This is a genomic window from Archangium violaceum Cb vi76, assembly GCF_000733295.1.
GTDB classification, from domain to species: domain Bacteria; phylum Myxococcota; class Myxococcia; order Myxococcales; family Myxococcaceae; genus Archangium; species Archangium violaceum.
The window spans coordinates 21,987-47,000 of the sequence record NZ_JPMI01000391.1; the positions used below are offsets into that span (position 1 = coordinate 21,987).

General features: G+C 69.9%; 23 protein-coding genes. 11 read left to right on the forward strand and 12 right to left on the reverse strand.

The genetic code is table 11. The features are described 5' to 3' along the window. Position 1: 1 nt before the first annotated feature. Positions 2 to 1,042, reverse strand: a complete 1,041-nt coding sequence (locus Q664_RS48035; RefSeq protein ID WP_043413157.1) for a class I SAM-dependent methyltransferase — start codon at positions 1,040 to 1,042, stop codon at positions 2 to 4. Then, positions 1,039 to 1,431, reverse strand: a complete 393-nt coding sequence (locus tag Q664_RS48040) for an MXAN_6627.5 family MYXO-CTERM protein (RefSeq protein ID WP_043413285.1) — start codon at positions 1,429 to 1,431, stop codon at positions 1,039 to 1,041. The genes Q664_RS48035 and Q664_RS48040 overlap by 4 nt, the downstream gene beginning before the upstream one ends. Positions 1,432 to 1,548: 117 nt before the next feature. On the opposite strand from Q664_RS48040, the gene Q664_RS48045 reads away from it, so the two are divergent. After that, the gene (locus Q664_RS48045; RefSeq protein ID WP_043413159.1) at positions 1,549 to 2,880 is read left to right on the forward strand and encodes a response regulator; all 1,332 of its coding nucleotides are present in this window, start codon (positions 1,549 to 1,551) and stop codon (positions 2,878 to 2,880) included. Between the two features lie 60 nt (positions 2,881 to 2,940). Here Q664_RS48045 and Q664_RS48050 read toward each other — a convergent pair whose 3' ends face one another. Next, on the reverse strand, positions 2,941 to 3,582 hold the full coding sequence (locus tag Q664_RS48050) for a hypothetical protein (RefSeq protein WP_043413161.1): 642 nt from the start codon (positions 3,580 to 3,582) through the stop codon (positions 2,941 to 2,943). A 55-nt stretch (positions 3,583 to 3,637) separates the two neighbouring features. Between Q664_RS48050 and Q664_RS48055 the strand changes: the two genes are divergently transcribed. From Q664_RS48055 to Q664_RS48075, 5 genes are all read left to right on the forward strand, one after another. Beyond that, positions 3,638 to 4,030 (forward strand): hypothetical protein, encoded by a 393-nt coding sequence (locus Q664_RS48055; protein WP_152622784.1) that lies wholly within the window; start codon positions 3,638 to 3,640, stop codon positions 4,028 to 4,030. Positions 4,031 to 4,084: 54 nt separating this feature from the next. Further along, the gene (gene bcp, locus Q664_RS48060; RefSeq protein ID WP_063934897.1) at positions 4,085 to 4,732 is read left to right on the forward strand and encodes a thioredoxin-dependent thiol peroxidase; all 648 of its coding nucleotides are present in this window, start codon (positions 4,085 to 4,087) and stop codon (positions 4,730 to 4,732) included. 204 nt (positions 4,733 to 4,936) lie between these two features. Next, the gene (locus Q664_RS48065) at positions 4,937 to 5,542 is read left to right on the forward strand and encodes a hypothetical protein (protein ID WP_043413163.1); all 606 of its coding nucleotides are present in this window, start codon (positions 4,937 to 4,939) and stop codon (positions 5,540 to 5,542) included. Positions 5,543 to 5,708: 166 nt separating this feature from the next. Further along, positions 5,709 to 6,170, forward strand: a complete 462-nt coding sequence (locus tag Q664_RS53785; RefSeq protein ID WP_152622785.1) for a hypothetical protein — start codon at positions 5,709 to 5,711, stop codon at positions 6,168 to 6,170. 142 nt (positions 6,171 to 6,312) lie between these two features. Further along, positions 6,313 to 6,642, forward strand: coding sequence for a hypothetical protein (locus tag Q664_RS48075; RefSeq protein ID WP_043413165.1), 330 nt, complete (start codon positions 6,313 to 6,315; stop codon positions 6,640 to 6,642). A 20-nt stretch (positions 6,643 to 6,662) separates the two neighbouring features. Here Q664_RS48075 and nagZ read toward each other — a convergent pair whose 3' ends face one another. Both nagZ and Q664_RS48085 read right to left on the reverse strand, forming a co-directional pair. Next, the gene (gene nagZ, locus Q664_RS48080) at positions 6,663 to 7,766 is read right to left on the reverse strand and encodes a beta-N-acetylhexosaminidase (protein ID WP_043413167.1); all 1,104 of its coding nucleotides are present in this window, start codon (positions 7,764 to 7,766) and stop codon (positions 6,663 to 6,665) included. A gap of 187 nt (positions 7,767 to 7,953) precedes the next feature. Further along, the gene (locus tag Q664_RS48085; protein WP_043413169.1) at positions 7,954 to 9,594 is read right to left on the reverse strand and encodes a CocE/NonD family hydrolase; all 1,641 of its coding nucleotides are present in this window, start codon (positions 9,592 to 9,594) and stop codon (positions 7,954 to 7,956) included. Between the two features lie 122 nt (positions 9,595 to 9,716). Between Q664_RS48085 and Q664_RS48090 the strand changes: the two genes are divergently transcribed. After that, positions 9,717 to 10,124 carry a response regulator gene (locus Q664_RS48090; protein WP_052519625.1) on the forward strand — a complete coding sequence of 136 codons (408 nt, stop codon included), beginning with the start codon at positions 9,717 to 9,719 and terminating at the stop codon, positions 10,122 to 10,124. A gap of 31 nt (positions 10,125 to 10,155) precedes the next feature. Here the strand turns inward: Q664_RS48090 and sitI6 are convergent, their stop codons facing one another. From sitI6 to Q664_RS48115, 5 genes are all read right to left on the reverse strand, one after another. Then, positions 10,156 to 10,881, reverse strand: coding sequence for a SitI6 family double-CXXCG motif immunity protein (gene sitI6, locus Q664_RS48095; RefSeq protein ID WP_043413171.1), 726 nt, complete (start codon positions 10,879 to 10,881; stop codon positions 10,156 to 10,158). A 28-nt stretch (positions 10,882 to 10,909) separates the two neighbouring features. Further along, on the reverse strand, positions 10,910 to 11,617 hold the full coding sequence (gene sitA6, locus Q664_RS54305; protein ID WP_063934898.1) for a SitA6 family polymorphic toxin lipoprotein: 708 nt from the start codon (positions 11,615 to 11,617) through the stop codon (positions 10,910 to 10,912). A gap of 81 nt (positions 11,618 to 11,698) precedes the next feature. Beyond that, positions 11,699 to 13,801 carry a BatA domain-containing protein gene (locus Q664_RS48105; RefSeq protein WP_043413174.1) on the reverse strand — a complete coding sequence of 701 codons (2,103 nt, stop codon included), beginning with the start codon at positions 13,799 to 13,801 and terminating at the stop codon, positions 11,699 to 11,701. Then, positions 13,798 to 14,676 carry a DUF58 domain-containing protein gene (locus Q664_RS48110; RefSeq protein ID WP_043413176.1) on the reverse strand — a complete coding sequence of 293 codons (879 nt, stop codon included), beginning with the start codon at positions 14,674 to 14,676 and terminating at the stop codon, positions 13,798 to 13,800. The genes Q664_RS48105 and Q664_RS48110 overlap by 4 nt, the downstream gene beginning before the upstream one ends. A 9-nt stretch (positions 14,677 to 14,685) precedes the next feature. Further along, a complete protein-coding gene (locus tag Q664_RS48115; RefSeq protein WP_043413179.1) occupies positions 14,686 to 15,714 on the reverse strand; it encodes an AAA family ATPase in 1,029 nt (342 codons plus the stop codon). A 273-nt stretch (positions 15,715 to 15,987) separates the two neighbouring features. Here Q664_RS48115 and Q664_RS48120 point away from each other — a divergent pair, with 273 nt between their 5' ends. The 3 genes from Q664_RS48120 (at position 15,988) to Q664_RS48130 (ending at position 20,870) form a co-directional block, all read left to right on the forward strand. Continuing rightward, positions 15,988 to 17,349, forward strand: coding sequence for a hypothetical protein (locus tag Q664_RS48120; protein ID WP_063934901.1), 1,362 nt, complete (start codon positions 15,988 to 15,990; stop codon positions 17,347 to 17,349). 208 nt (positions 17,350 to 17,557) lie between these two features. After that, complete coding sequence (locus Q664_RS48125) at positions 17,558 to 20,206, forward strand: TIGR02266 family protein (RefSeq protein WP_043413181.1); 2,649 nt, start codon at positions 17,558 to 17,560, stop codon at positions 20,204 to 20,206. A 79-nt stretch (positions 20,207 to 20,285) separates the two neighbouring features. Beyond that, positions 20,286 to 20,870, forward strand: a complete 585-nt coding sequence (locus Q664_RS48130) for a hypothetical protein (RefSeq protein ID WP_043413184.1) — start codon at positions 20,286 to 20,288, stop codon at positions 20,868 to 20,870. 27 nt (positions 20,871 to 20,897) lie between these two features. Here Q664_RS48130 and Q664_RS48135 read toward each other — a convergent pair whose 3' ends face one another. Further along, positions 20,898 to 23,147, reverse strand: a complete 2,250-nt coding sequence (locus tag Q664_RS48135; RefSeq protein WP_235217167.1) for an ATP-binding protein — start codon at positions 23,145 to 23,147, stop codon at positions 20,898 to 20,900. A gap of 184 nt (positions 23,148 to 23,331) precedes the next feature. On the opposite strand from Q664_RS48135, the gene Q664_RS48140 reads away from it, so the two are divergent. Continuing rightward, positions 23,332 to 24,540, forward strand: coding sequence for a S8 family peptidase (locus Q664_RS48140; RefSeq protein ID WP_043413187.1), 1,209 nt, complete (start codon positions 23,332 to 23,334; stop codon positions 24,538 to 24,540). A 12-nt stretch (positions 24,541 to 24,552) separates the two neighbouring features. Here the strand turns inward: Q664_RS48140 and Q664_RS48145 are convergent, their stop codons facing one another. Beyond that, positions 24,553 to 24,996 (reverse strand): DUF1622 domain-containing protein, encoded by a 444-nt coding sequence (locus tag Q664_RS48145; RefSeq protein ID WP_043413189.1) that lies wholly within the window; start codon positions 24,994 to 24,996, stop codon positions 24,553 to 24,555. Between the last annotated feature and the right edge of the window lie 18 nt (positions 24,997 to 25,014).

Sequence of the window (25,014 nt, forward strand, 5' to 3'; positions counted from 1 at the left end):
CTCACTCGGGCCGGGCGATGACCAGCGTCTGCAGCGGCACGTGGCGCATGGGCCGGGTGCTCTCGATGCGGAAGCCCGCGTCGTCCAGGAAGCCCTCCATCTCCGCCGGGGTATACGCCGCCGCCTTCGAGGTGAGGAAGTAGTGCAGGCCGATGAGCGGGGCGGCGCTCGGCGGCGTCTCCTCGTCCTCGCGCAGGTACTCCAGCACGGCCAGCGTCCCCTTGTGCGTGAGCGCGGTGCGCACCCGGCGCAGCAGCGCCACGTTCTGCGCGGGCGACAGGTGGTGCATCACCTGGAAGAGGAGCACCCCGTCATAGGGCCCCCCCAGCTCCGAGGTGAGGATGTCCCCCTCCTGGTGCGTCACCAGGTGCGACAGGCCGGCCTGGGCGATGAGCTCGCGCCCCACCCGCACGCTGCCCTCCAGGTCCAGCACCGTGGCCTTCACCCCCCGGTTGCGGCGGCACAGCTCCGCGGCGAACCAGCCGTGCGCCCCTCCCAGGTCCAGCACGTGCCGCGCGCCCCGGGGCAACGGAATGGCGCGCACCACCTCGGGCGCCGACAGCCGCGCCATCTGGTGCATGGCGTGGATGTAGGACTTCCAGCGCGGGTCATCCGGGGCGAAGCGGTGGATGTCCACCGACTCGCCCGTGCGCACGGCCTCCTCCATATGGCTCCACCACTCCCATTGGGTGTAGTTGAAGTCCAGGAAGCCACCCACGTACTGCGGCGAGCGCGGGTCCAACCAGCGCCGGGCCCGGTCCGCCATCCGGTAGCGGCCCTTCTTGCGCTCCACCGCGTCGCACGCCTCCAGCGCCTCCAGCAGCGCGCGCGTGCCCTCGGGCGACAGCTTCAGCCGCGCCGCCAGCTCCTCCACCGTGGCCGAGCCCTCCGCCAGCGCCGCGAACACGCCCAGCCGCTCCCCGGCCATCAGCGTGCGCGAGGCCATCATCCCGAAGAAGGCGTGCGCCAGCGGCTGGGGCGCCAGGTTGAACCAGTCCGCCACCCGCTCCAGCAGGTTGTCCGCCTTGAGTCCGAGCCTCATCGTTCCTCCCGGCGGCGCCGCCGCGCCACCAGCACCAGTCCCAGCCCCAGGCCCACCACCGCCAGGGAGTCCTCCGGGCCCAACAGGCAGCCCACCCGGTCCGCCTGGCGGATGCCCGTGTAGCGGCACGTACCCTGGGTGCAGCTGAAGCGCGCCGCGCAGTCATTGCCGCTGCGGCAGGCGCCTCCCGGCCGGCCCGTGGAGTCATCCCCCTCCGGGTTGTCCCGGTCCGCGCCGCCTCCTCCCACCGAGGCGTCCGGGACGTCATACACGCTGCCCGCGTCCCGGGTGCCCGCGTCCTGCTGGGCGTGGACTCCCAGGGGGACGAGCAGGGCCAGGGCGAGGGCGAGGCACGACACGATGCGACGGGTGGGGTGGGAGGACTTCATGGGGTGGATTCCGGCGCGGAGGGGGCGCTCCAACCTATCCGCCCGGACGCCGGGATGCATCCTCCGCTTCATCAAGCTCTTACGAAGTGGCGGGCTTTTGGCTAGGGTGTGCGCGCGATGGCTCCCCGAATCCTCGTCGTCGATGACAATCAGGAGCTCCTCACGCTCCTTACCCAGCTCTTCGAAGATGCGGGTTACGAGGTGGTGGGCGCGACCAAGGGCAAGCAGGCGGTCGAGGTCTCGCGCGCCCAACCCCCCGCGGTGGCCGTGCTCGACATCCTTCTGCCCGACATGATGGGCTACCACCTGGCGGACGCGCTCCGGAAGGATCAGCCCCAGCTCCCGCTCATCTTCATCACCGGCGTCTTCAAGGGCGGCAAGCACGCCATGGAGGCCCGGCAGAAGTACGCGGCCGCCGGCTACTTCGAGAAGCCCTTCGAGGCCGCCAAGCTGCTGGAGGCGGTGCAGAAGCTGGTGCCCGTCCAGAAGCAGGCCCCCTCCGCCTCCTCCATGGAGGACGCCTTCGACGTGGAGCTCGACATCGACGTCGAGGAGGAGGGGCCCCAGGACGCGATGGAGCTGACGGGCCGCATCAAGGTGACGGGCGGCGACAACCTCACCGCGGAAATCCGCGGCGCCAACCTCACGGCCACCCCGCTGCACAAGGTGGCGGCCACCCTGGTGCGCCCGCCCGTGCCGGGCCGTCCGCCGGAGCCGCTGCCCGTGGGCGCCGGTGGTCCCGGCCATCGCCGCGGCGAGCTCAAGGACAACCTGCCCTCGCTCCTCACCGCCTTCTACCTGTCGCGCGAGACGGGAGAGCTGGGTGTGCAGCGCGGCAAGGTGCGCAAGGTCGTCTACTTCGAGCGCGGCATGCCGGTGTTCGCCCTCTCCAACCTGCTGGCGGACCGCTTCGGCCAGTTCCTCGTGCGCGTGGGGAAGATCAAACCCGAGCAGCTCGAGGACGCGGCGGCGGTGGCCACGGCGAACAACCGGCGCACCGGCGACATCCTGGTGGAGCGGAGCCTGCTCAAGGACACCGAGCGCCTGTACTACGTGGGCCAGCAGGTGAAGGCCATCATCTACTCGCTCTTCTCGTGGGAGGACGGCACCTACGTGATGAGCTTCAAGGAGAAGGCCGCCGCCGAGTCCATCAAGCTGGACGTGCACCCGGCGAACCTCATCGTCCGCGGCATCAAGAAGCTCTACAAGCCCGAGCGCCTGCGGCGGATGCTGCGGCCCGAGGATCGGCTCATCCCCGCGGTGGCCCCGGCCTACCAGCTGCACGAGGTGGAGCTGGAGCGGTGGGAGGCGGAGCTGCTGCCGAAGATCGACGGCAACCGCACCGTGGGCGAGCTGCTGGCGTACGCCAACCGTCCCGAGCAGATCGTCTACGGCTTCCTGGTGTCGATGATGTCGCTGGGCATCCTCGAGCACCGCACCCAGCAGTAGGGGTTGCGCATGCCCCCTCTCCCCCTGGGAGAGGGCGGGGGGTGAGGGTCGTCGCCCGCCTCAGAGGCGGCTGACGATCCAGAACATGCCGAGCACGGCGGAGGCGCCGGCCACGAGGCGCTGGAGGCGCTCGGCCACGGTGGTGCCCATGCGGGCGAGGCTCTCGGCGAAGACGAGGCCCACCGCGCCCATGCCCACGAGGATGCCGAGCGCGAAGCCGGGGAGGTACGTCCACCCGGAGGACTGCATGCTGCCGCCCACGAGCAGGGGAGGCAGGGCGAGCAGCAGCGGGCGCACGCCACTGACGGCCATGAGGGCACCGGCGGCGGTGCTCACCTGGTCGTGCATGTGGGAGTGGGGCTCATGCGTGTGGCCGGGCAGGTGGGGGTGGCCATGGCGCAGCACGTTGGGGAAGAGGAAGGCGGTGACGGCGAGGGCCACCAGCACGGCGCCGCCGAGGATTTCGGCCCAGCGCTCGAAGGTCTCGGAGAGGCCCACGCCCGCGAGGAGGCAGAAGGTGGCGATGCCGCCGAGCACCGCCGCGTGGCCGATGGCGAAGCGCAGCGCGATGAGGAAGGTGGCACGGCGCCGGGAGGGGCCCAGGGTGCCGAGCGTGGCCATGGCGGCGCAGTGGTCCGGCCCCACCGCGTGGAGCAGGCCCTGGCCCAGACCGAACAGGAATGCGAAGAAGAGGGGCGACACGGGGGAGCACCCTAGCCCCCCTTCGTGTCCGAGGCCAGCAGGAGGAGGGTTGCACGTGTCTCCCATCTACCGAAGCCGCCGGGCCGTGGTTCCCGTGCTGTTGGGCGTCCTGCTGACCCTGGGGGCCTGCAAACGGGACGAGGGGCCGGAGCACCTCGCGCGCGCCGAGGCGAAGCACGCCGAGCTGGTCGAGCGCGGCGTCCCTCCGAAGGACCCGGCCTGGGACGCCGTCATCGGCGAGCTGGAGAAGGTGCCGCCGGACTCCAAGGTCTTCGCCGAGGCCCAGCGGAGGCTGTCCCGGCTGAAGGAGCTGCGGACCACCCCGTTGCCGCGCCGGCCGCTGTCGAGGCCCGGCGTGCCGGAGGGCGGGTCCCACTCGCTGGACGAGCAGGGGCTCCACCCGCATGACCACTCGGGACACCCTGGGGAGACGGACGGCGGAAGGTGACCGGAAAAGTGGGGCTTGCGAAGCTGGATGGATGGGTTATCCAAGCGGGCACCCATGCCCATTCCCCAGACAGGCCACCCGGCTCCCGATTTCCAGTTGAAGGACCAGAACGGCAACGACGTGAAGCTCTCGCGGCTGAGGGGCAAGAACGTCGTCCTCTACTTCTACCCGAAGGATGACACCCCGGGTTGCACGCGGGAGGCGTGTGACTTCCGTGACGAGCACTCGGCGCTGGAGGCGGCCGGGGCGGTGGTGCTGGGCGTGTCACCGGACGACACGAAGAGCCACCAGAAGTTCGCCACGAAGTTCTCGCTGACCTTCCCGTTGCTCGCGGACACCGAGCGCCAGGTGTGCGACGCCTACGGCGTGTGGGGCGAGAAGTCGCTGTACGGCCGGAAGTTCCTGGGCGTGACGCGCGCCACCTTCCTCATCGACACCGAGGGCAAGGTGGCCCGGGTGTGGCCCAAGGTGAAGGTGGATGGCCACGTGAAGGAGATCCTCCAGTCGTTGAAGGGCGGCGCCTCCGGGGAGACCGAGGCGGGCGGGAAGGCTCCGGCGAAGAAGGCGGCAGCGAAGAGCGCCGCGAAGAAGGTCGTGGCGAAGAAGGCGGCTCCGGCGGGCAAGGCCGTGACGAAGAAGGCCGCGGTGAAGAAGCCCGCGGTGAAGAAGGCCGCGTCCAAGAAGACGGCCGCGCGCCGGTAGTCCCCTGGCGACGGAGCGAGCACATTTCCCCTCGCCCTCCGGGAGAGGGACGGGGTGAGGGTGCCACGCTCCCCGAGTTCGAGCCGGTGCCTCCGTCCGTGTGCACGCGAGCAAGCAGCCCTTGGCGGCCTGCTCGCGGCTACCCGACTTCCCCGTGCATGCCCACCCCTGTCCTAGGCAAGGCACGACGACAGGGAGGCGGTCATGCGGAAGACGGGGATGAAGCTGGCGCTGCTCGGCGGGTTGGCCGGGGCGGCGCTGCTCGCCGGGTGCGGGAACAACCCCTACGACTACGGACGCGTGTGGTCCTTGACGGCCCAGGAGGACTATTACCCCGCGCAGGCGCAGGACCAGGACGCGGCGGCCCAGGCGCATTCCAACATCGGCACGAGCGCCACGCTGTTCGAGACCACCGAGCAGGAGCGGGGCACGGGCGGAGCCGGTGAAGCGCAAGCCCGGTCCGGGGACAACGAGCAGCCGACCATCCAGGGGTCCGAGCAGAACCAGGAGAACCTCTGGCTGCAGCAGGACATGCGCGTCCCATACCCGCCGCCCCGGCTCGATGCGCAGGTGGCCATGGAGCTCGGGACGGGCAAGCCGCTGCGAGCCGTCCGAGGCGTCTGGGTTCAGGGCATTCAGAGCGTCGAGCTGGGCTCCGGCCGTGCCACGTCCGTCTCCACCGCGGCCAGCTCCTACGCGCCACAGGAGCGGCGAGGGTCCGCTCCGTCGCTCCCCAACGAGCCCGCGAGCGAAGGCCAGCAGGCCCCCAAGGGGCAGATCGGACAGCCTCCGGCCCCGGATGACCAGTAGCGCGGGCCCGGTGCCCACGCTGGAGACCAGCCGGGCGGGCGGGCGCTCGACAGAGACCCGCTTGGTAGCCCGGAAGCCTCCGGGTGCCCATCCCTGAAGGCGCGGCTGCTCCGCCCTCGCACCCCGCGAGCGGCGCGAGCGCCAGACGTGTTCCCGGGAGACGGACATGCACGACAGCGGTTTCAGACGGTGGATGGTGTGGGGGGTGCTGGCCTCGGCTTCGTGGCTGGTTTCGGCGTGTGGCTCTCTTCCGCAGCAGGGGACCTACGAGGTCGCTCCCGGCTTCGCGCGGAGCCCGGAACAGAGTGGCTACAACGGCACCATCCAGGACATCCCCACCAGCATCGATCCCCGGACGCCCGAGGCGCAGGGCACCCAGGGCCGTTCCCTGCTGATAGACCCCGGAGAGCGGGCCCTGCTCGAGGCGCAGGGAGGTGCCATGGGTGGCAGCGGCTCCACTCCGCCCGCCCAGGGCCCCGAGGGCGGCCCGCTGTACGAGGAGCTGGGAACGGAGGGCAGCGTCATCGCTCCGTCGCGGGAGCTTCCCGCCTCGCAGGGCAACGTGGGCAATGACCGGCCGACGAATCCCAACACGCCCCCCGCCAGACGCGACTCGGGCGGCAAGTAGACCATCTCGCGTCAGGAGCATCCTCGCGGTGCCGGATGGGATGGGCACCTCGGGAGCGCCCCGGCGCGAGCATTGGCTTCACACCCATTCATTCATGGACCCCGGGCCGGCGGAGACGTCCGCCCGTGAGTGAGGAACGAACATGCGCGGAAGCATTCGCAAGTGGTTGGTGGTGGGGACCGTGGCCTCGGCGTCGCTGCTGTTCCCGGCGTGCGCGGACACGAACCAGGGGGCGGACACCGCCACCCAGGAGCAGATGGGTACTGGCGGCGCGGGCAGTATGGGCATGGAGGGCCAGGAAGGCCTGGGCGGCTCCGGGACCAGCGGCACGGAGACGCACAAGGGAACCCATGGCGCCAAGGGCGGCGGAACCATGGCCCGAGACGCGGGAACGCCGGGCCCGACAGGCGCGGGCACGGGTGGCGCCGGCATGGACGTGGATGACGCGCCCGGAGACGTCCCCAAGAAGTAGGCGCGAGGCCCGGGAAGGAACTACCGGGACGCCAGCATGACCTCGGTGGGGTCCTTCCCATTGAAGCCGCTGGCGAGCCCCTCGGCGAGCGACCGGTGCTCGGCGTCGCCGAGGGTGGCCAGCCGGTCCTCGGGACCGTGGGCGAAGCGCGCCTCGAGGCGGGCGAGGCGGCGGTGGGCCTCCTCGATGCGCGCGCGGGGCACGCGGCCGGACTCCACCGCGCGCACGAGTGCTTCGATGCAGCGCCGCTGCACGTCCACCTGATGGCAGACGAGGAAGAGGTCCACGCCGGCGAGGGTGCCCTGCACCGTGGCCTCTTCCACCGAGTAGTGGGCCGCGATGGCCTTCATCTCCAGGTCATCGCTCACCAGCACGCCGTCGAAGCCCATCTCCTTGCGCAGCACGCCGTCGAGCACGCGGTGGCTCATGGTGGCGGGCACCTTCGGGTCGAGCGCGTCGAAGAGCACGTGTGCCGTCATGAGCGAGGCGAGCCCGGCCTGGGCGAAGGCGCGGAAGGGCACCAGCTCCACGCGGCGCAGACGCTCCATGTCATGGGGCAGCCGGGGCAGCGTCAGGTGGCTGTCCGTGGTGGTGTCGCCATGTCCGGGGAAGTGCTTGCCACACGAGGCCACGCCGCCAGCCTCCAGGCCACGTCCCAACGCCACGCCCAGGCGGGCCACCTCGTCCGGGTCGCGGCTGAAGCTGCGGTCGCCGATGACGGGGTTGGTGGGGTTGGTGTCCACGTCGAGCACGGGCGCGAAGTCCCAGTCGAAGCCGATGGCGCGCAGCTCGTGCGCGAGCAGCCGGCCCACGCGCTCCACGAGGGCCACGTCGCCGCGCTGGCCGAGCTCGCGCATGGGGGGCAGGGCGGTGTAGGGCTCGCCGCGCAGCCGCGCCACGCGTCCGCCCTCCTGGTCCACCGAGAGGATGAAGGGCCGGCCCGCGCGCGTCTTGATGTCGCGGCACAGGGCGGCCGTCTCCCGCGCGGTGCCCACGTTCCGCTTGAAGAGGATGCCGCCGAAGATGCCGTCCTTCATCAGCGCGGCGAAGTCATCGTCGATGCGGGGGCCGGGGAAGCCCACCATGAAGAGCCGGGCACAATCCCGGTAGAGAGCGTTGCTCATAGGGCCGTACCTTCTCACGCCAGTCGTCCGGCGAGGAGGAAACACATCGCTGAAGGCCCCCGGAAGGGAGGGCCTGCCTGGAGGCTCGTCGCCCCACGGGGGCAGGAGCTTTTTCTCCTGCCTGGAGCTCCGGCAACCACCGTGGCGGGAAGGTGTTGAGGCCGGAACTCAACCCTGGGGGACACCCTCACCCGCCCATGACGGGAAGCAGGAGGGCGGAGGGATGTGAAGGGTCGTGGAAGACGGCCTGGTCGGCGGCGGCGAGCGTCTTCGCGGTGCCGAGCGGCTCGCCGGTGCCGGGGTTGCGGGCGAACCGGGGATGCGCCCCGCTGGAGACCTGGAGCCGGATGCGGTGACCCGCGAGGAAGCGGTGGGCGGTGGGCCACAGGTCGATGGTGATGCGCAGGGTGCCGTCGGGCTCGGCGGCGGGTTTGCCGGGGGTGAGGCGCAGCAGCCCGTCGCAGATGTTCACGGATTTGCCCGAGGGCTCCACGTCGCACAGCCGGGCGAAGAAGTCGGTATGCGGGAGGCTGGAGCGGACGAAGAGCTCGGCCTGCACGGGGCCGATGATCTCCAGGTCCTGCTCCAGGGGCGCGCTGGTGTACGTGAGGACGTCCGGTCTCGACTCCAGCTCGCGGTTGTCACGTGGCCCCGCCTCCTTCGTCAGGAGCGCGCCTCCGAGGGACGGCGTGGGGTTGGCGGGGTCATACCGGTAGCGAGAGGGCCCCGAGGCCGCGGGTGTGGCGGGTGAGAGGCCCCGGTCCGTTTGCAGGTGCCAGCGCCGCGTCTGGATGCCTGGCGGAGGCCACTCGGAGAAGTCGCGCCAGGTGTTGGCCCCCATGACGAAGACGCGGACGGGGGCTTCGCGCAGGTGGCTCCGGTCTCCCTGGAGGTGGGCCTTGAGCCAGATCATCGACTCGCGCGCGGCGACCGCCATGCCCTCGACGGAGACGTGGGTCCAGGGCCCGATGGTCAGGTAGGGCGCGCGCCCGGCCCGGTGGAGCGCGGCGTAGTCCTTCACCTGCCAGGGCAGGAAGATGTCGTACCAGCCGCCAATCAGATGGACCGGGGCGGTGACCTCGGAGAGCGCGCCGTTGAAGTTGGCGCGGTTCCACCACGGGTCATCCGGTGCGCTGTGCTCGAGCCAGTCCTGGAAGAAGGGCACCCGCTCGCCCGTGGCCAGTGTGTCCACCTCGTTCAACGGCAGGTGCTGGAAGAGGGGCTTGAGCTGGCGGGCCGCGCCGAGCCGGGCCATGAGGCCGCCCAGTCCCTTCTTCTCCTGGGTGCGGACGAGATGGACCCACGACAGCGTGGTGTCGAGAGAGTAGGCGCCACCGGCGTAGGTCTGGCTCTGGAACTCGGACGCGGTCTCATGGGCCACCAGGGCCTTCAAGCCGGGACCTGCCTCACGGGCCACCGCCCACTGCACGAGGCCCAGGTAGCTGGGGCCGTGCATGGCGAACTCGCCCGAGAACCACGGCTGTTGCTTCATCCACTCGACGGTGGCGAGCCCATCGTCCCGCTCGTTGCGGAACGGGTCGAGCTGTCCGCCCGAGCCGAAGGTGCCGCGCACGCTCTGGACGAGCGCCTGGAAGCCGCGCTCGGCGAACAGCCGGCCGTACTGGAGGCCGAAGAAGCCCCGCCGGCCGTAGGGCGAGCGCACGAGGATCGTCGGAAGCTTGCCACCCTGGCGGGGGTAGTAGCGGTCGGCGAGCAGCTTGACGCCATCGGGCATGGGCACTTCGACATCCCGCTCGACGAGGACGTCATGGGTGTCCGCGGGAGGGAATGTGAGGAGACGCGCGAGGAAGCGGCTGGCGAGGGTCATGGCCGCTCATGATTGCACCTCGGCCTTGGACGCATCACACCTGAAATGAGGGCGACTCCTCTCTAGTGAGGGGCGCGAGATTGCATTCCAGGTCAGTCGCTCCGGAAAGAGAGGATGCCACCGTGAGCACGATTCTCCTGGTCGATGACGAACCAGATCTCCAAGAGCTCTATACCGACGTGTTGGAGGTGATGGGGTACCAGGTCATCCATGCGCACGATGGCCTGGAGGCCCTGGAGAAGGCCCGCCAGCAGCGTCCGGACCTGGTGGTGACGGACTGGATGATGCCTCGCATGGATGGCGTCGAGCTGTGCCATCACCTGCTCCACGAGCCGGGGCTCGAGGGGGTGCCCATCATCCTTCACAGCTCCCGGCGGGCCCCTCGGATTCCGGGTGTCCGCATGACGCTCTCCAAGAGCTGCCCGTTGAACGAGTTCGAGGATGCCGTGGCCCAGGTGATCGACGAGAGCACCGGCGAGGCGATGCCTCCTCTCAATCCCTTGGAGAGTTCCTTGGGGGCCCAGCACTGAGATGACAGGTGGATTGATTCGAGCGGCCTGCTCAGCGGATCTCGGCTTCCCGGAACACCACGCCGTCCAGTTCCAGGCGCTTCACCGCCTCGACCAGGCGCTCGCTGGCGAAGATGAAGCCCGGCGCATCGCGGAAGCGGAAGACGTCGACGCCCTGGGGGAGAGAGGAGGCGTCGAGCCAGAACTTCTTCGGGAGGGGGTTCTGGTGGCTGCCGCAGGTGGGGCAGGGGGGCTTGTGCGTTGGCGGAATGCATTCGGGATGGAACTGGCCGTGCAATTCCAGTTGCAGTTCCAGTAGGTCCGGATGGTTCTTCTGCCGGAATCGGACCTTGACGGGGCAGCCCTGGAGTCTGCGGATGCCAGCCGCATGCAAATGCTCCAGTGCCTCGCGGCGCACGTAGAGTGTCCAGGGGTTTTGCATGAAGAGCTGGCCGAAATACCCCAGCCCTGAGCCTTCTACCGGGCCAAAAGCCGCCCCCGGCTCCAGCATGGCCCACGTGGGAGCGAGTGGACGCACCAGCTCACGCAGCCGGACGAACTCCTCGTAGGGGACCGGCTCGGGTTCATGAAACTTCTCGCGCTCCGAGAGTACGGAGATGTCCACGCAGGGATAGTGCAGCCCTCCCAGCGCGCCCCCCAGGCGGCAGGTCGGACACGGGTGGGACCAGTCCACGCCGGGCAGGCCCCACTTGTGTCCGGCGTTGAGGTTTCCCGTGTAGCGAGGAGCTTCGTCGCCTGTGACTGCATAGAACTTCAAGCGTTTCTTCCTCCAACCCGCTCAGCCTTCAGTCAGCGAAGAGCTGGGGGCCCGGCGATACAACCTGGTGACCATAAGGCACGATGGGACCAACGATGTCGAAGCGATAGGCCAGATCGAATGCTTTGCGCATCATCTCCTCCCGAGGCACTCTGAGGCCGAAGTTCGCGTTCATGAACTGTCGCCATGCCGTGTTCCACAGGCCGCCGTTCGCGCCACGATGGACGCGAAGGTGTACCTGCTCCGGGATGGCCATCGTCCAAGCATGGACGTCGATGCCACTGTCCGTGAACCACTTCCTGAACTCCTGCGCCTGGGGGAACAGGTGGTGCTTGATCAGCTTTCCTTCGAGCCGCGGAAAGGCTGGGAGGAATCCCTGCCTGTAACGGAAGTGGAACGTCATCCGGGGCCGTGCATCCTCCCTCAGCCCCGCGCGTCTCCAATTGCGATGCGTACTGGGACTGCGCATGGGAGGGCGATAGCGCGCCAACTCCGCACCATGTGCCAGCGGCGCATACGCCACGGCTTCCGGGTCCACGTCTTCGCAGTTGAAGACGCCGCATTCACCCTCGTCGCAGGCGAGCACGACGCACTGGTCAGCGCTCGGGGCTTCGCATGCGATGGGGCCGGCTTGCTCCTTGTCCTCCCTCGGATGCACCGCCGGGGACGTAGCGGTGCACGCGGACAGCAACAGGACGACAGCAACGGATAAGGGGAGCAGGCGCGGTCTGGTCACGGGAGCCCGGAACTGTAACGGGTTCCGTGATTCGGTGTGCGGTAGACCCTCACCCCAACCCTCTCCCAGAGGGAGAGGGAGCTACTTGCGCAGCAATGTGCCCTCGAAGAAGAAGGCGAGCGCGGCGGCCACGATGAGCCACGTCCACAGCGGCACGGGCGGGCGCTCCGAGTCCGAGCTCGATGCCTTCACCGTCTCCTCGCCGAAGTGCGCGGACAGCGTGTCCTGCGGCAGCCGGCTCAAGTCACTCTCGGCCGGGTCGACCGTCGCCGCGAAGGCCAGCGCGGGCACCGCGTTGCCGTCCGCCCCCAACACCGAGAACGTCCCCGGCTGCTCCACCGGACCCACCAGCACCGTGCCGTCCGGCTGCGCCTTGTGTGGCACCTCCTTGCCGTCCGGTGCCTTCACCGCGGACACCGTCTGCGTGCCCTCGGGCCGCAGTGAGAGCGTCTCGCCCACGCGCACCTTCTGCTCCTCGCGCTCCTCCAGCGAGCCCGCCAGGTACGCCGCGAAACGCTGCATCAACGGCAGGAAGCTGGTGCGGATGGGGAAGTCGCTCCAGTCCCGGTCCACCGTGCTCGTGAACAGCGCTACCCGGCCCTTGCCCCTCCGCGCCACCGCCACCGCCGGAGCACCGTCCTCGTACGTGGCCAGCACCTGGCTCGCGCCCTGCGCCGCTCCGCTCCCGTCCGCCTCCAGCAGCATGTACCGGTAGAAGCGGGCTCCCACGAGGCCCTCCTCGGCGCGGCCCGTGAACGGCGCGAAGAGCGGATGCTCCACCTTCACCTGCGCCAGCTTCGCCGCCTTGCCCTCCGCGTCCGGGTCGTCTCGCTCCACGCTGGTGCGCACCAACCGCAGGTTGCGCGGCAGCAACGCGCCCAGCCTCGTGTTGTACGCCTCCGGGTCCACGTGGTCTCCCACGCTGACGAAGAGGCCTCCACCGTTCTCCACGAAGGCGCGCAGTTTCTCCGCGTCCGACTCCTCCGGCGCCGTCACGTTCAGCAGGTACACCAGGTCGTAGCCCGCGAGCTCCTCGCGCCACCCGGCCGCCGCGTCCCGCACCGCCACCTGCACCGGCGAGCCCGGCGCCGACAACGCCGCCTCCATGAAGAAGGCCTCGTCCCGGTAGCGCGTCGCATGGGGAGCGCCGTTCACCACCAGCGCCTTCAACGGCCTCGGCACCGCCAGCACGAAGGCCCGCCGGTCGTCCTCGGCCAGCCCATCCGGCGTCAGCGTCCCCTGGCCCACCACGGTGCCTCCCTGCTGGAAGCGCACCGTCAGCGACTTCTGCGCCGTGCCATTCGCCGGCACGTCCACGAAGCCCTTGCCCACCGTGCTCTCGCCCACCCGCACCGCTGCCTCCAGATCCTTCAACGGCTGGTCCGAGAAGTTCTTCACCGTGAAGGTGAAGAGGAAGGCACGCGGGCCGGCCTGCAGCGCGGGCTCTACCTTCAGGTCCACCAGCGCGTGGTTGGGCAGGGCGTCCTTCCCGTTGGCCGCGTCGCGCAGCACCACCTCGGGCCGCACCGCCTCGCCCGTGGGACCCTTCACCGTGGGCACCGGCGCCTCCAGCCGCATGGAGCCGGCCGTCAGGTCCGACACCACCACCAGACGCTTGCCCGCCACGGGACTCTCCTCCAGCGAGCGCGCCGCCAGGTCCAGGCATCGCGACAAATCCGCCGCCTCGTACGTCGGCTGCGCCTCGTCAATCATCTGGCGCAGCTTCGAGCGGTCGAAGCCCGGCGCCGCGGGCGGCAGGGGTGAGCCCGTACACACCAGCACTGTCGCGGGCTCCTCGGGCCGCAGGTCCGCCAGCGCGTCACGCGCCTCGTCCCGGCCGCGCTCGAAGAGCGACGTCCCATCCGACCAGCGCATGGACAGCGAGGCATCCAGCACGATGGCCGTGGCCGCCGGGCCCTTCACCACCGCGGCCGCCTCGGCGTCCTGCTTCAGCTCCGGCCGCGCCAGCGCCACCGGCAGCGCGATCAGAATCAACGTGCGCAGCGCGTACAGGAGCAGCCGCTTGAGCTTGAGCCGGCTCGCGGTGCGCTTCTGGCTGCGCAGCACGAAGGCCAGGGGCCCGAAGGGGTGGGGCCTCGGCCGCCGCCGGTCGAAGAGATGGATGAGCAGCGGAATGAAGGCCGCCAGCGCGCCCAGCAGCATCCACGGGTGTGCGAAGGTCACCGGCGCCTCCCTCTCTTGCCCAGGAAGCGCAGCAGCACCTCGTCCAACCGCTCGTCGGTGCGCACCAGCTCGTAGTCCACGTCCGCCTCCGCGCAGGCCGACTTCACGTTCGTCAGGAAGGCCCCGAACTCCTCCAGGTAGCTCTCCTTGATTTCGCGCGGGTTCACCTCGATGCGGCCCTCGCCCTCCATGTCCAGGAAGAGGGTGGGGTCATCGAAGGGGAAGGTCAGCTCGGCCGGGTCCACCAGGTGGAACACCGACACGTCGTTCTTGCGCTGCCGCAGCGCGAGTATCCGCTTGAGCGCGTCCTGGTTCTCGTCGAGGAAGTCCGACAGCACGACGACGGAGGAGCGGCGCGGGAGCACCTCGGCGAGGTGGTCCGCGGCGGAGAGCAGATTCGTGCCGCCGTGGGGCGCGGTGTTCTCGAGCGCGTCCAGCAGCACGTTGAGGTGGCCGGCCGAGGCGCGCGGGGGCACGTCCTGGAAGCGGCCATTCGTCATCACCGCGAGGCCGGCGGCGTCCTGCTGGCGCACCAGCAGGTAGCACAGCGCACCGGCCAGGGTGGTGGCGGCCTCCAGCTTGGAGAGCGCGCCGCTGCGGTAGCCCATGGAGGCGGACGCATCCACCACCATCACCGCGCGCAGGTTCGTCTCGTGCTCGAAGCGCTTGACGTAGTACTTGTCGAACTTGCCGTAGGCCTTCCAGTCCAGGTGGCGCAGCTCATCGCCGGGCGCGTACTCCTTGTGCTCGGCGAACTCCACGCTCTGGCCCTGGTGGGGGCTCTTGTGGAGGCCGGACAGCACCCCCTCCATCACCGCGCGGGCGCGCAGCTTCACGCCCTGCAGCCGGGCCAGTGTCTGGGCGTCCAGCAGCATGCGCGGGCGCTATCCCTTCACCAGTGCGACGAGCTGGTCCACCAGCTTCACCGAGGTGGTGCCCTCGCTCTCGGCGGTGAAGTTGGGCAGCACGCGGTGGCGCAGCACCGGACGGGCCACCGCCTTCACGTCCTCCACCGAGGCCACGAAGCGTCCATTCAGGATGGCCCGCGCCTTGGCCGCCAGCACCAGGTACTGGCTCGCGCGAGGCCCCGCGCCCCACGAGACGTTCTTCGCGATGAACTCCGGCACTCCCGGCTCCTTGGGCCGCGTGTGCCGCACCAGCTCCACCGCGTAGCGCACCACGTGGTCGGGCACCGGCACCCGGCGCACCAGCTCCTGCAGCGCCAGAATCCGCTCGGGAGAAAGAATCTTCTCCAGCTTGGGCTGCGAGCCGCCCGTGGTGGACTTGACGATCTCCACCTCCTCCTCGGCGGTGGGGTAGCCCACGTCCACCAGGAACATGAAGCGGTCCAACTGCGCCTCGGGCAGCGGGTAGGTGCCCTCCTGCTCGATGGGGTTCTGCGTGGCGAAGACGAGGAAGGGCAGCTCCAGCGGGTAGGTGCGGCCGCCGGCGGTGACGCGGTACTCCTGCATGGCCTGCAGCAGGGCGGCCTGCGTCTTGGGCGGGGTGCGGTTCACCTCGTCCGCGAGGATGATGTTGGCGAACAGCGGCCCCTTGAGGAACCGGAAGGCGCGGTGCCCGGTGGCCTTGTCCTCCTCCAGGATGTCCGTGCCGGTGATGTCCGAGGGCATCAGGTCCGGGGTGAACTGGATGCGGTTGAAGGACAGGTTGAGGACGTCCGCGAGGGTGGAGATGAGCAGCGTCTTGGCCAGGCCGGGCACACCCACGAAGAGGCAGTGGCCGCGGGCGAAGAGCGCGATGAGCAGGTGCTCCACCACGTCGCGCTGCCCCACGACGCGCTTTTCGATCTGCCCGAGAATCTGGGCTTTGGCCCGGGCGAGCTCCTCGACGGCCTGAAGGTCCTCGCTGGTGGCTTCCGGTGGTGTCGGGGCGATGGGGGCGGCGTTTTCCATGAGGAGGGTTCTCTTAATCTCGGGCGGCGCGCGGTCCAAGGGGTTCTCAGGGGGACCCCGGCGCGAACGTGGGATGCCAACCGTTCCAGAGGGCGGGTATTCCTGCCACAGGACGTTCGTCCGCTCCAGGACACCCTGAGTCCGGTTCCCTACCCCCCCAGGGGGGTTCCGGCGGACCCGAGGCCGGGGGGATGCCGGAGGGAATGACCCCCTTACCTTCCCCCGGTTCGTCACTCCGGGCCGCTCGGGCCGGGAGGGATGGGGGAGAAGCGCATGCACCGAGAGTCAGGAGTACACACCCACCGTGCTTGGACGTGGTTCGTCCCCACCGCGCTGATGGCGCTGGCCACGGGCTGTGGAGGCGCGGGGGGGGAGGAGACCCTGGCGGGTGGGGAAGGGACCGGCACCAGTCCGGTTGCCTCGACGCCCTCCGAGCCGCCTTCCACGCCGCTCCCTCCGGAGGCGGGTGTGCCGCCTCGCGTTCAGCCCTGGTTCCACCGGCTCGGCGGGCCGCAGGACGACACCGGGACGGGGCTCGCCGTGGATGGGCGGGGGGACATCGCCATGGTGTGGCTCTCCACGCCGCGCGAGGACGAGGAGCGCGAGTCCGTGCCCGGTCAGCGCCGGGGCCTCACGCTGGCGAAGTACGGCCCGGATGGGGCGGAGCGCTGGGCCCGGGACTTCTCGCGGATGCGCGTGGCCTCGCCGCGCGTGGCGGCCTCGCCCTCGGGGGAGGTGTTCCTCTCCGGCAATGCCTTCCTGTACCCGTTGGACTTCGGCCTGGGCGCGGCCACCGATGGCTTCCTCGTGAAGTTCTCCGGCGAGGGCCAGCCCCTCTGGCAGCGGCGCGCGGGGCAGAAGGTGTACGGCATGGCGGCGGATGGTGAGGGCGGGGTGCTCGTCACGGCCGAGGAGTGGACGCCGGAGGGCCCCGTGCCGGTGCTCGCCCACCATGACGCGCAGGGGGCCTTCCTCTGGACGCGGCAGTTGGAGCGGGTGGAGCCGGGGTCGCGGTTGCACGCGCTGGCGCTCGCGCCCTCGGGCCGGACGCTGCTCGCCGGCCGCCTCGTGGGCGCGCTCACGGTGGATGGACGGGCCTTCGGGAGCGCCGGGGGCCGGGCCCTGTTGCTGCTCGCCTTCGAGCGGGATGGGCGGCTCGCGTGGGGCAAGGAGCTGCGGGGCGTGGACGGCGACGTCACCGGCCTGAGGCCGGAGCGCGACGGGGGCGTGGTGCTGGTGGGCGAGCTGCGCGGTCCCCTCGCCTGGGGCGGCTCGCGGCTCTCGGACTCCGAGTCCTTCGTCCTCGCCGCGGGCCCGGACGGCGCCGAGCGCTGGGCCCAACCGCTCGTCTGTGACACGCGGCCGGCCTCGCCCACGGTGGCACTGGATGACGCGGGGCAGGTGGTGGCCGTCTGTGGCGGCACGCTGAGCGCGTACGAACCGGAGGGCGCACAGCGGGACCAGCGCACGCTGTCTCCTGGCGAGTGCCCCGAGGGCCGCTGCACGGTGGCGGGCACCACGCTGGACTTCGTCCCGGGGCAGGGCTTCACCCTCGTGGGCCACCAGCGCCACGGCGGCTCGAGCGCGGGGCGCGCGTGGGACCAGGACGCCTTCCTGCGGTTGCTCGCTCCGTGAGCCGTCCACGTCCCCTGTTTCCCCAGAAAACGGAAAGAACCCGGCGGGTCTCCCGTCTGGAGGCCCTACCCGGTGCGTCTCGTGCGGGTGGGAGGCGTGGGCGTGGGTCGCCCATGGGCGTACCTGGAGCGGGAAGGCAGCAGGCAGGGGAGCGGAGGCGGAGAGAAAGACTTGAGCGGGCCGGTCTTACCCGCGACAGTCAGACGCTATGGATCAGGGACGGCGCGCCGCGGACCGCAAGGCCGTGGGTCTGCTGGTAAAGCTCAAGCACACGGACATCGGCAGCTTTGTCGAGGAGTTCGCCGTCAACATCAGCCCCGGGGGCATGTTCATCCGTTCGCGCGAGCCGCAGCCGGTGGGCACCCCGGTGAAGTTCGAGGTGCGCATCGCCGATGGCCTTCGGGTGATGAAGGGCTCGGCGGTGGTGCGCTGGGTGCGGCCGCCCGAGGACCTGTCCGGGCCTCCCGGCATGGGCATCCAGTTCACGGAGCTGGACGCGCCCTCCCAGTCCCTCGTGGACAGGATGCTGCAGCGCAAGGGGGAGGTTGCCCCGGCGGCACCCGTGAGCGCTCCGCCAGCCGCGAGGCCGCCAGCCGCTCCCGGAGTGGCGCCGGTGCGGGGGATGCCCTCCGTGGCGCCTGTCGCACCCGGCTCGCGGCCCGCTCCCATGGCCCGCCCGCCCGAGCCTTTCGCCCCGCCTCCCCCGCCGCCCATCACCGCCGTCGACATTCCGCTCGATGAGCTCATTGCCGCCACGCTCCCGCCGGAGAGACAGCGGGCCGAGCCGCCGCCCGCCGCGAAGCCTCCCGCACGCCAGAGCAACAGCATGCAGGAGTTCGATCTGGCGGACCTCTCGGCGGCGGCCACGCCCGGTCCGGCCACGCCGCCCCCACCCGCGCGCGCCGGCCAGGCCAGCAGCGCGGTGGAGCTGGAGCTGGAGTCGTCCGACGATGACGAGCCGCTCGAGTTCGCGAGGCCCGTCGCGGGCCAGCCACACCGGCCTCCAGCGAGGAAGCCCGCGCCGCCATCCGTTGCCCGCCCCGCGGCTCCGGCGGCCCCGCCCGCTCCCGCACCGCAGAAGGCTCCGCAGACGCAGCAGGCGGCACCGCAGCTCGCGCCGGTGGCGGCGAAACCGGCGGCCCCGCTTCCTCCCGAGCCCAAGAGCTCACCGGGGCAGGTGCGCACCGTCTTCCTCACGCCGCCGGCGAACCTCGAGAGCAAGGGCCCGGTGATCGGCATCGACCTGGGCACTTCCAACTCGTGCGTGGCGGTGGTGACGAACAACAAGCCCATGGTGCTGCGCTCGCGCGAGGGCTACAACACCATCCCCTCGGTGGTGTCGCTCTCGTCGCAGGGCAAGCTGCTGGTGAGCCACCGCGCGAAGAGCCAGGTGCTGCTGCGCCCCGAGCAGACCATCTACGGCGCCAAGCGCCTGGTGGGGCGTCCCTTCGACAGCGCGGTGGTGAACCAGGTCCGCGAGCGCTTCCACTACGAGATCATCCCCGACGCGCGAGGCCGGGCGGCGGTGCGGATGGGCGAGCACGTGCTGTCGCTGGAAGAGGTGCAGGGCATCATCCTGCGCGAGTGCAAGGAGCTGGCGGAGCAGCACCTGGGGCAGAAGGTGGAGCGGGCGGTGGTGACGGTGCCGGCGTACTACTCGGAGCCGCAGCGCGAGGCGGTGCGCCGGGCGGGGTGGATGGCGGGGCTGAAGGTGGAGCGGATTCTCAACGAGCCCACCTCGGCGGCGCTGGCGTACGGGCTGAACCGCGAGGTGACGAAGAAGGTGCTCGTCTATGACCTGGGCGGCGGTACCTTCGACGCGACCATCCTGCGCATCGACCGGAACGTGTTCGAGGTGCTGGCCACGGGAGGAGACATCTTCCTGGGCGGCATGGACTTCGACAACGTGCTGGTGGACCTGTTGCTGGAGCGTTTCCAGCAGGCGGAGAAGGTGAGCTTCCAGGGAGACCGGATCGCGCTGTCGCGGGTGACGGACGCGGCCGAGCGGGCGAAGGTGGCGCTGTCGGAGGCCAACACCTACGAGGTCCACATCCCGATGTTGATGATGGACGAGTCGGGGCAGCCGAGGGATCTGCACGTCACGTTGACGCGGGCGGAGATGGAGAGGGCGTGCGTGCCGATGGTGATGCGCACGCTGGACGTGGTGCGGGACGTGCTGCTGGACGCGAAGATGAAGCCGGGGGAGATCGACGACATCCTCATGGTGGGCGGACAGGCGCGCATGCCGTTGGTGCGCGAGAAGCTGAAGGAAGTGTTCGGCAAGCCGCCGCACGCGGGAGTGAACACGGACGAGGCGGTGGCGTTGGGCGCGGCGTTGTACTCGAACGCGGTGGACAAGGTGAGCAGCGTGGTGCTCATCGACGTGCTGCCGATGACGATTGGCGTGGCGATGCCCGGGGGGGCGTTCACGCGGGTCATCGAGCGCAACACGGCGTTGCCGGCGCAGCGCTCGTTCGCGATCTCCACGACGCGGGACAACGAAGAGGTGATGGAGCTGTCCATCTTCCAGGGAGAGGACACACACATCTCGGCGAACGAGTACCTGGGGACGGTGCGGCTGGAGGGCCTGCCGAAGGGTCCGAAGGGCTCGGTGCGGGTGGCGGTGACGCTGCGGCTGGATTCCGAGTGCGTGCTGCACGTGACGGCACAGGAGTACTCGACGCGCAAGGAGATGAAGGCGACCCTGGCGACGCGCTACACGCCGGAGGAGCTGCGGCAGCGGCTGGGTGTGGCCTCGGACGCGGCGCGGGCGGCGGAGGAGCGGCGTGGCCAGGACCTGAAGGAGCGCTCGGGCCGCTTCTGGGGCTTCCTGAAGAAGGTCGTGGGCAAGGCGTAACCAATCACCTATCTGTTCCAACAACCCCTCGCCCTCCGGGAGAGGGACGGGGTGAGGGTATTGAGGTTCCCAGGTTGCAATGAGGGCATTCACGAAAGCGGAGCTCATCCGCATCGCGCTCCAGCACTATCCTCCCGGAAGCACCGTCTTCATCGACATTGACAGGTCCACTCCCGAATTCCAGCGATGGTCCGAGGCCTGGGATAAAGCGCTGGCCTGGGATCGCTGGGCCTCTCTTCTCAATGAACTCAGGGCTGCATTTCCCGGCCGTCCTGTCGGGAACGTGACGCAACCTGGTATGTCCGCCTGTCTCCGGTGTTGTGTCTACCTGGAGGAGCCACTCCCGGAGGGAGGGAGGGTTCTGACTCGTCTGGCGGGCGCCGTGAGCGTGCTCGCGCCGCTCTATCACGTCTACGCCACGGTGGAGCACATCAGGGCCGATGACACATGGACCCGGCCGCGGTTCTTCTTGCATCCACCGGACGACATCAGGCAACACGCGGAGCTGCTCGTGCAGCACCTGGAGCGGGAACTCGGCTACCAGCCATTTCCGCTCGAGTTGGCCAACGAGCCTGTCCCCGGTCGATGCGTCTACTTCTTCAATGGAGGAGAACCCTCTTTGCTCGAAGCCCTTCTGGGTAGGGATCTGGGCAACCTTCCCTGAAGCCATCCGCACGGGGTTGGAGCCCCGTCAGGCCGCGCCTCCCTGGGGCTCGGCCAGGGGACAGGGAATCTCCAGCGTGAACGTGGCCCCTCGTCCCGGCCCCTCACTGTGGACCTTCAGCGAGCCCCCCAGCTCCTGCGCCGCCAGGGCACTGGAGTGCAGTCCGAAACCATGTCCCTCCTCCCGGGTGGTGAAGCCGTACTGGAAGATGCGCACCAGCATCTCCTGTGAAATGCCCACGCCCGTGTCCCGCACCTCGATGCGCACGTAGTCGCCGGGGCCGCGCTCCAACGTCACGATCAACCGCCGCTCGCCCGGGGCCGCCCGCTCCAGGGCATGGGTGGCGTTGCTGATCAGATTGACGAGGATCATGAGCAGCTTGTGCTTGTCCGTCAGCACTGGCTGTAGGGCGGTCAGGTGCCGCTCCACCCGTGCTCCCTGCCGATTGAGACCGGCCGTGTTGATGCGCAGCGCGTCCTCCAGCAACTCCTCCAGGTGCACGGGCTCGTGCATGCGGGGCGTCCGCGCGTAGTTCTGCTGCACCTTGACGATGTCGCCAATGTGCTCGGTGAACCGGCCCACGTCCTCGAGCAGCGTGAGCAACTCCTCGCGGTCACTCAGCAGGGTCTCTCCCAGCTTGCTCAGGAAGGGCGTCACATGCCGGCCGCGCTCGTCCCGCGTGAGGAAGGTGCCAACATCGGCCTGGTGCTCCTGGAGCATGCCCGCCACCCGTCCCACCTGCTCGAGCCGCATCTGGCCCATCCGCTCCCGGGCGAGCTGCGCCGCGGTGTAGACGCTGTTGAGCACGTTGCCTACGTTGTGCAGCACGTTGGTGGCGATCTCCGCCATGCCCGCGCGCCGGGCCGTCAGCACCAGCCGGTCATGCACGTCCTGGAGCTCTCGCGTGCGCTCCTCCACCCGTTGCTCCAGGTGCTCGTTGGCCTGGCGCAGCGCCTCCTCGCGATGCTGGACCTTGTCGGCCATGGACCGGATGGCCCGCGCCAGCTGCCCCAGCTCGTCCTCGCGGGAGGTGTCCAGCTCCACGTGGAAGTCACCGGCGGCCACCCGCTCCGCGGCCTGGGTGAAGGCCAGCATCGGGCGGGTGACGTGCCGCCGGAGCACCCAGGACATGATGGCCAGCTCCGCCAGCAGCGCCACGAGGCCCACCACCAGCACCTGGCGCGCGGCGCGGAGCGCGGGTTGGGACACCACACGCTCGGGCAGCACCGTGACGAAGTTCCAGCTGGGACCCTCGAGCCGTGACATGCCGATGTACACTTCATGCTCCGGCAGCTCCGCCACCGTCTGTCCGGCCGGGCCGTGGCGCACCCGCTCGAAGATGCTCCGCAGGTCGCGCTGCTGCTGCTCGGTGACGCTGGGGGCGTCCTCGCTGTTCCGCCCGGCGCTGCCCGGGAGGTAATAGACGCCCGTGTCGCCCTCCCGGGTGAACCGCGGGTGGGCGATGAGCTGACCGTCATCGCGGAAGAGCAGGTTGTACGCGCCCGGGAGATGGTCGTTGATGGTGCGCGTCATCAACTCCTGGATGAGCACGTCGTGGCCGATCGTCGCGACGTGCCGGCCTTCCAGGTCCAGCGGCGTGGAGACCGAGACCATCCAGCTCTTGTCCACCGGATCCGGGTAGATGCCGCACCAGACCGTCTTCCGCTGGGGGTTCTTCCCGGGCTCGCTCAGCTCGTAGAACTCGAGCCCGAGGAAGGACTGGGTGCTCTCGGCGTCCTGGGTCCACGTGGGGCGCTCCGGCCAGTAGAGCACCAGCGCGTTCTCCGGCAGCACGACGTAGGTGTTGGTGAAGCGCGTGTGCAGGGCGGGCCCGTATTGGGCGAGCACGTCATATGCGGCCAGGATGCTCCGGCGCAGCCCCTCGTCGAGCGGAACCCCCTGGGGAACCATGAGGCCCGGCATCCTCGTGCCGTCGAAGAGCTCGGGGCGGTTGCGGACGCTGCCGTCGGACAGCCGGACGAAGAGGTTGTCGAAACGCGCGCCCACCTCCTCGGGAGACAGGGCGCGCAGCCTCTCCTCCAGGGCCTTCTTCAGGACGGCGTGGTTGTCCTGCGCCAGCACGAAGATGCCCTGCTCGCGCTGGCTGCGCTCCACCACGTACCGCTCCAGCCTCGCGAGGTTCTCGGCCCGCACCGATTGCAGCACGTGCAGGTAGCTGAAGAGCGTGGCCAGGGCGACCACTCCCGCGATCCGCGCCCCCATCTGCAGGAGCGTCGAGCGCGACAGGGAGGAAGAGGGACGGAGGGAGAACGGCATGATGCGGCCTCTGTCGGGCGGAAGTTTCCAATTCTAGACAGTACGCCTTCCTTGAAGTCCCAACTATTGAGAAGCTCCCTGATTTTCTTGGGGATCAGCCGTGTGGTGGGAACGGAGAATTCGTAGGGGGAAAGGCAACACCCTGCGTCATGCGCCGATAATTCAGCTGAAAGGCCTACACTCCATGACCACGCTCTCCAAGATCTCCAGCCCGTCCGTTCCAGTGAAGGCCTCGCGTTCCTCCGAGGTGACGTCTCCCCAGGCTGCCCCGGCGGCTCCCGTGGCCGCGCGCGCGGAGGTGCGCCGCCCGGTGGATGGATTCGAGCCGGCACCCGCCCGCTCGAACTTCGTGGACCGTCCCACGGGGCAGCGCCCGGGCTCGCGGCCGCTCCACCTGCTGGGGGACGCGCTGGTGGTGCCGGCGTCCACCGCGCGCAAGACGGAGCCCACCGGCCCGGTGGAGCCCAGGCCCACGCCGACGGGCGCGCCCGTCATCGCCGTGTTCGACGGCGGCGTGGATACGAAGCACACGGACCTGGACGGATCCATGTGGACCAACCCGGGCGAGGTGGCGGGAGACGGCCTCGACAACGACGGCAACGGCATCGAGGACGACATCCACGGCTTCAACGTGGGCTTCGGCTCGGGCGATCCGATGCAGGGCGCGGGCACGGATCACGGCACGCACGTGGCGGGCATCATCGCCGCCGAGGACAACGGCGAGGGCAACACCGGCGTGGCCGCGGGCAAGGCGCAAATCCTGTCGGTGGGAGGCCTCTACGACGGAGAGGATCTGCTGACGAACTTCGAGCGCGCGGTGGACTACGTGGTGGACATGAAGTCCAAGGGCGCCAACATCCGCGCGGTGAACGCGAGCTTCGGTGACGAGTTCCGGGACGCGGCCTCGCAGGAGCGCTGGACGAGCGCGGTGCGGAAGCTGGCGGACGCGGACATCCTGCTGGTGGCGGCCACCGCCAACGGCCACGGCAGCAACATGAACAAGGTGGCGGACTACCCGGCCAACGTGGACCTGCCCAACGTCATCACCGTGGCGTCCATGGACAAGAACAACGACAAGCTCGCGAGCTACTCGTCCCATGGCGACAAGGTGGTGGAGCTGGCCGCGGTGGGCGAGGACGTGCTGAGCACCGTGCCCGGCAACCGCTGGGAGGAGATGAGCGGCACCTCCATGGCCACCCCGCGCGTGGCGGCCACCGCGGCGCTGATGTTCGCCGAGAACCCGGACCTCACGGCCGCCGAGGTGCGCGACCTGCTGGTGAAGACGGTGGAGGTGGATCCAGACCTGAAGGGGAAGGTGAGCACCAGCGGCAAGCTGGACCTCGAGGCCGCCGTGGCCGCCGCTCGCGCCTCGGCCGCCCGGTCCGCGGCCTGATGCCCGGAGACCTCAGGGCTCCTGGGGTGGCCGTGGCTCGGAAGTCCGGGCCTCCTGCCCGGAGGGGGGCTGTGCGCCGGAAGGCGTGAGCCGCCCCTGCTGCTGTACCCCGCGGAGCTCCGCGCTCTTCCACGGCCAGTGCCCCTCGAGCTCCACGGCGAGGGTGAAGCTCAGGAAGGTGCGGATGAGCACGATGAGCCCGAGCACGATGACACCTCGCAACGTGGGCTCCTCGCTCACGGTGCGGATGATGTCGGCGGCGACGAGCAGCTCCAGCCCGAGCAGGATGGCGCGGCCGACCTTCTCCCGGAAGCTGCGGAAGGCCTGTTCACCGCCCCCGCGGCGGTAGTGGGCGAGCACCAGCACGATGGACACGAGCGTGCCCACCACCATCACCGCCACGCCCGCGCCCTCGAAGAGGCGCGCCGAGAGTGCTATCCACGCCGTGAAGTCCATGCCCGCCTCTCAGTCTTG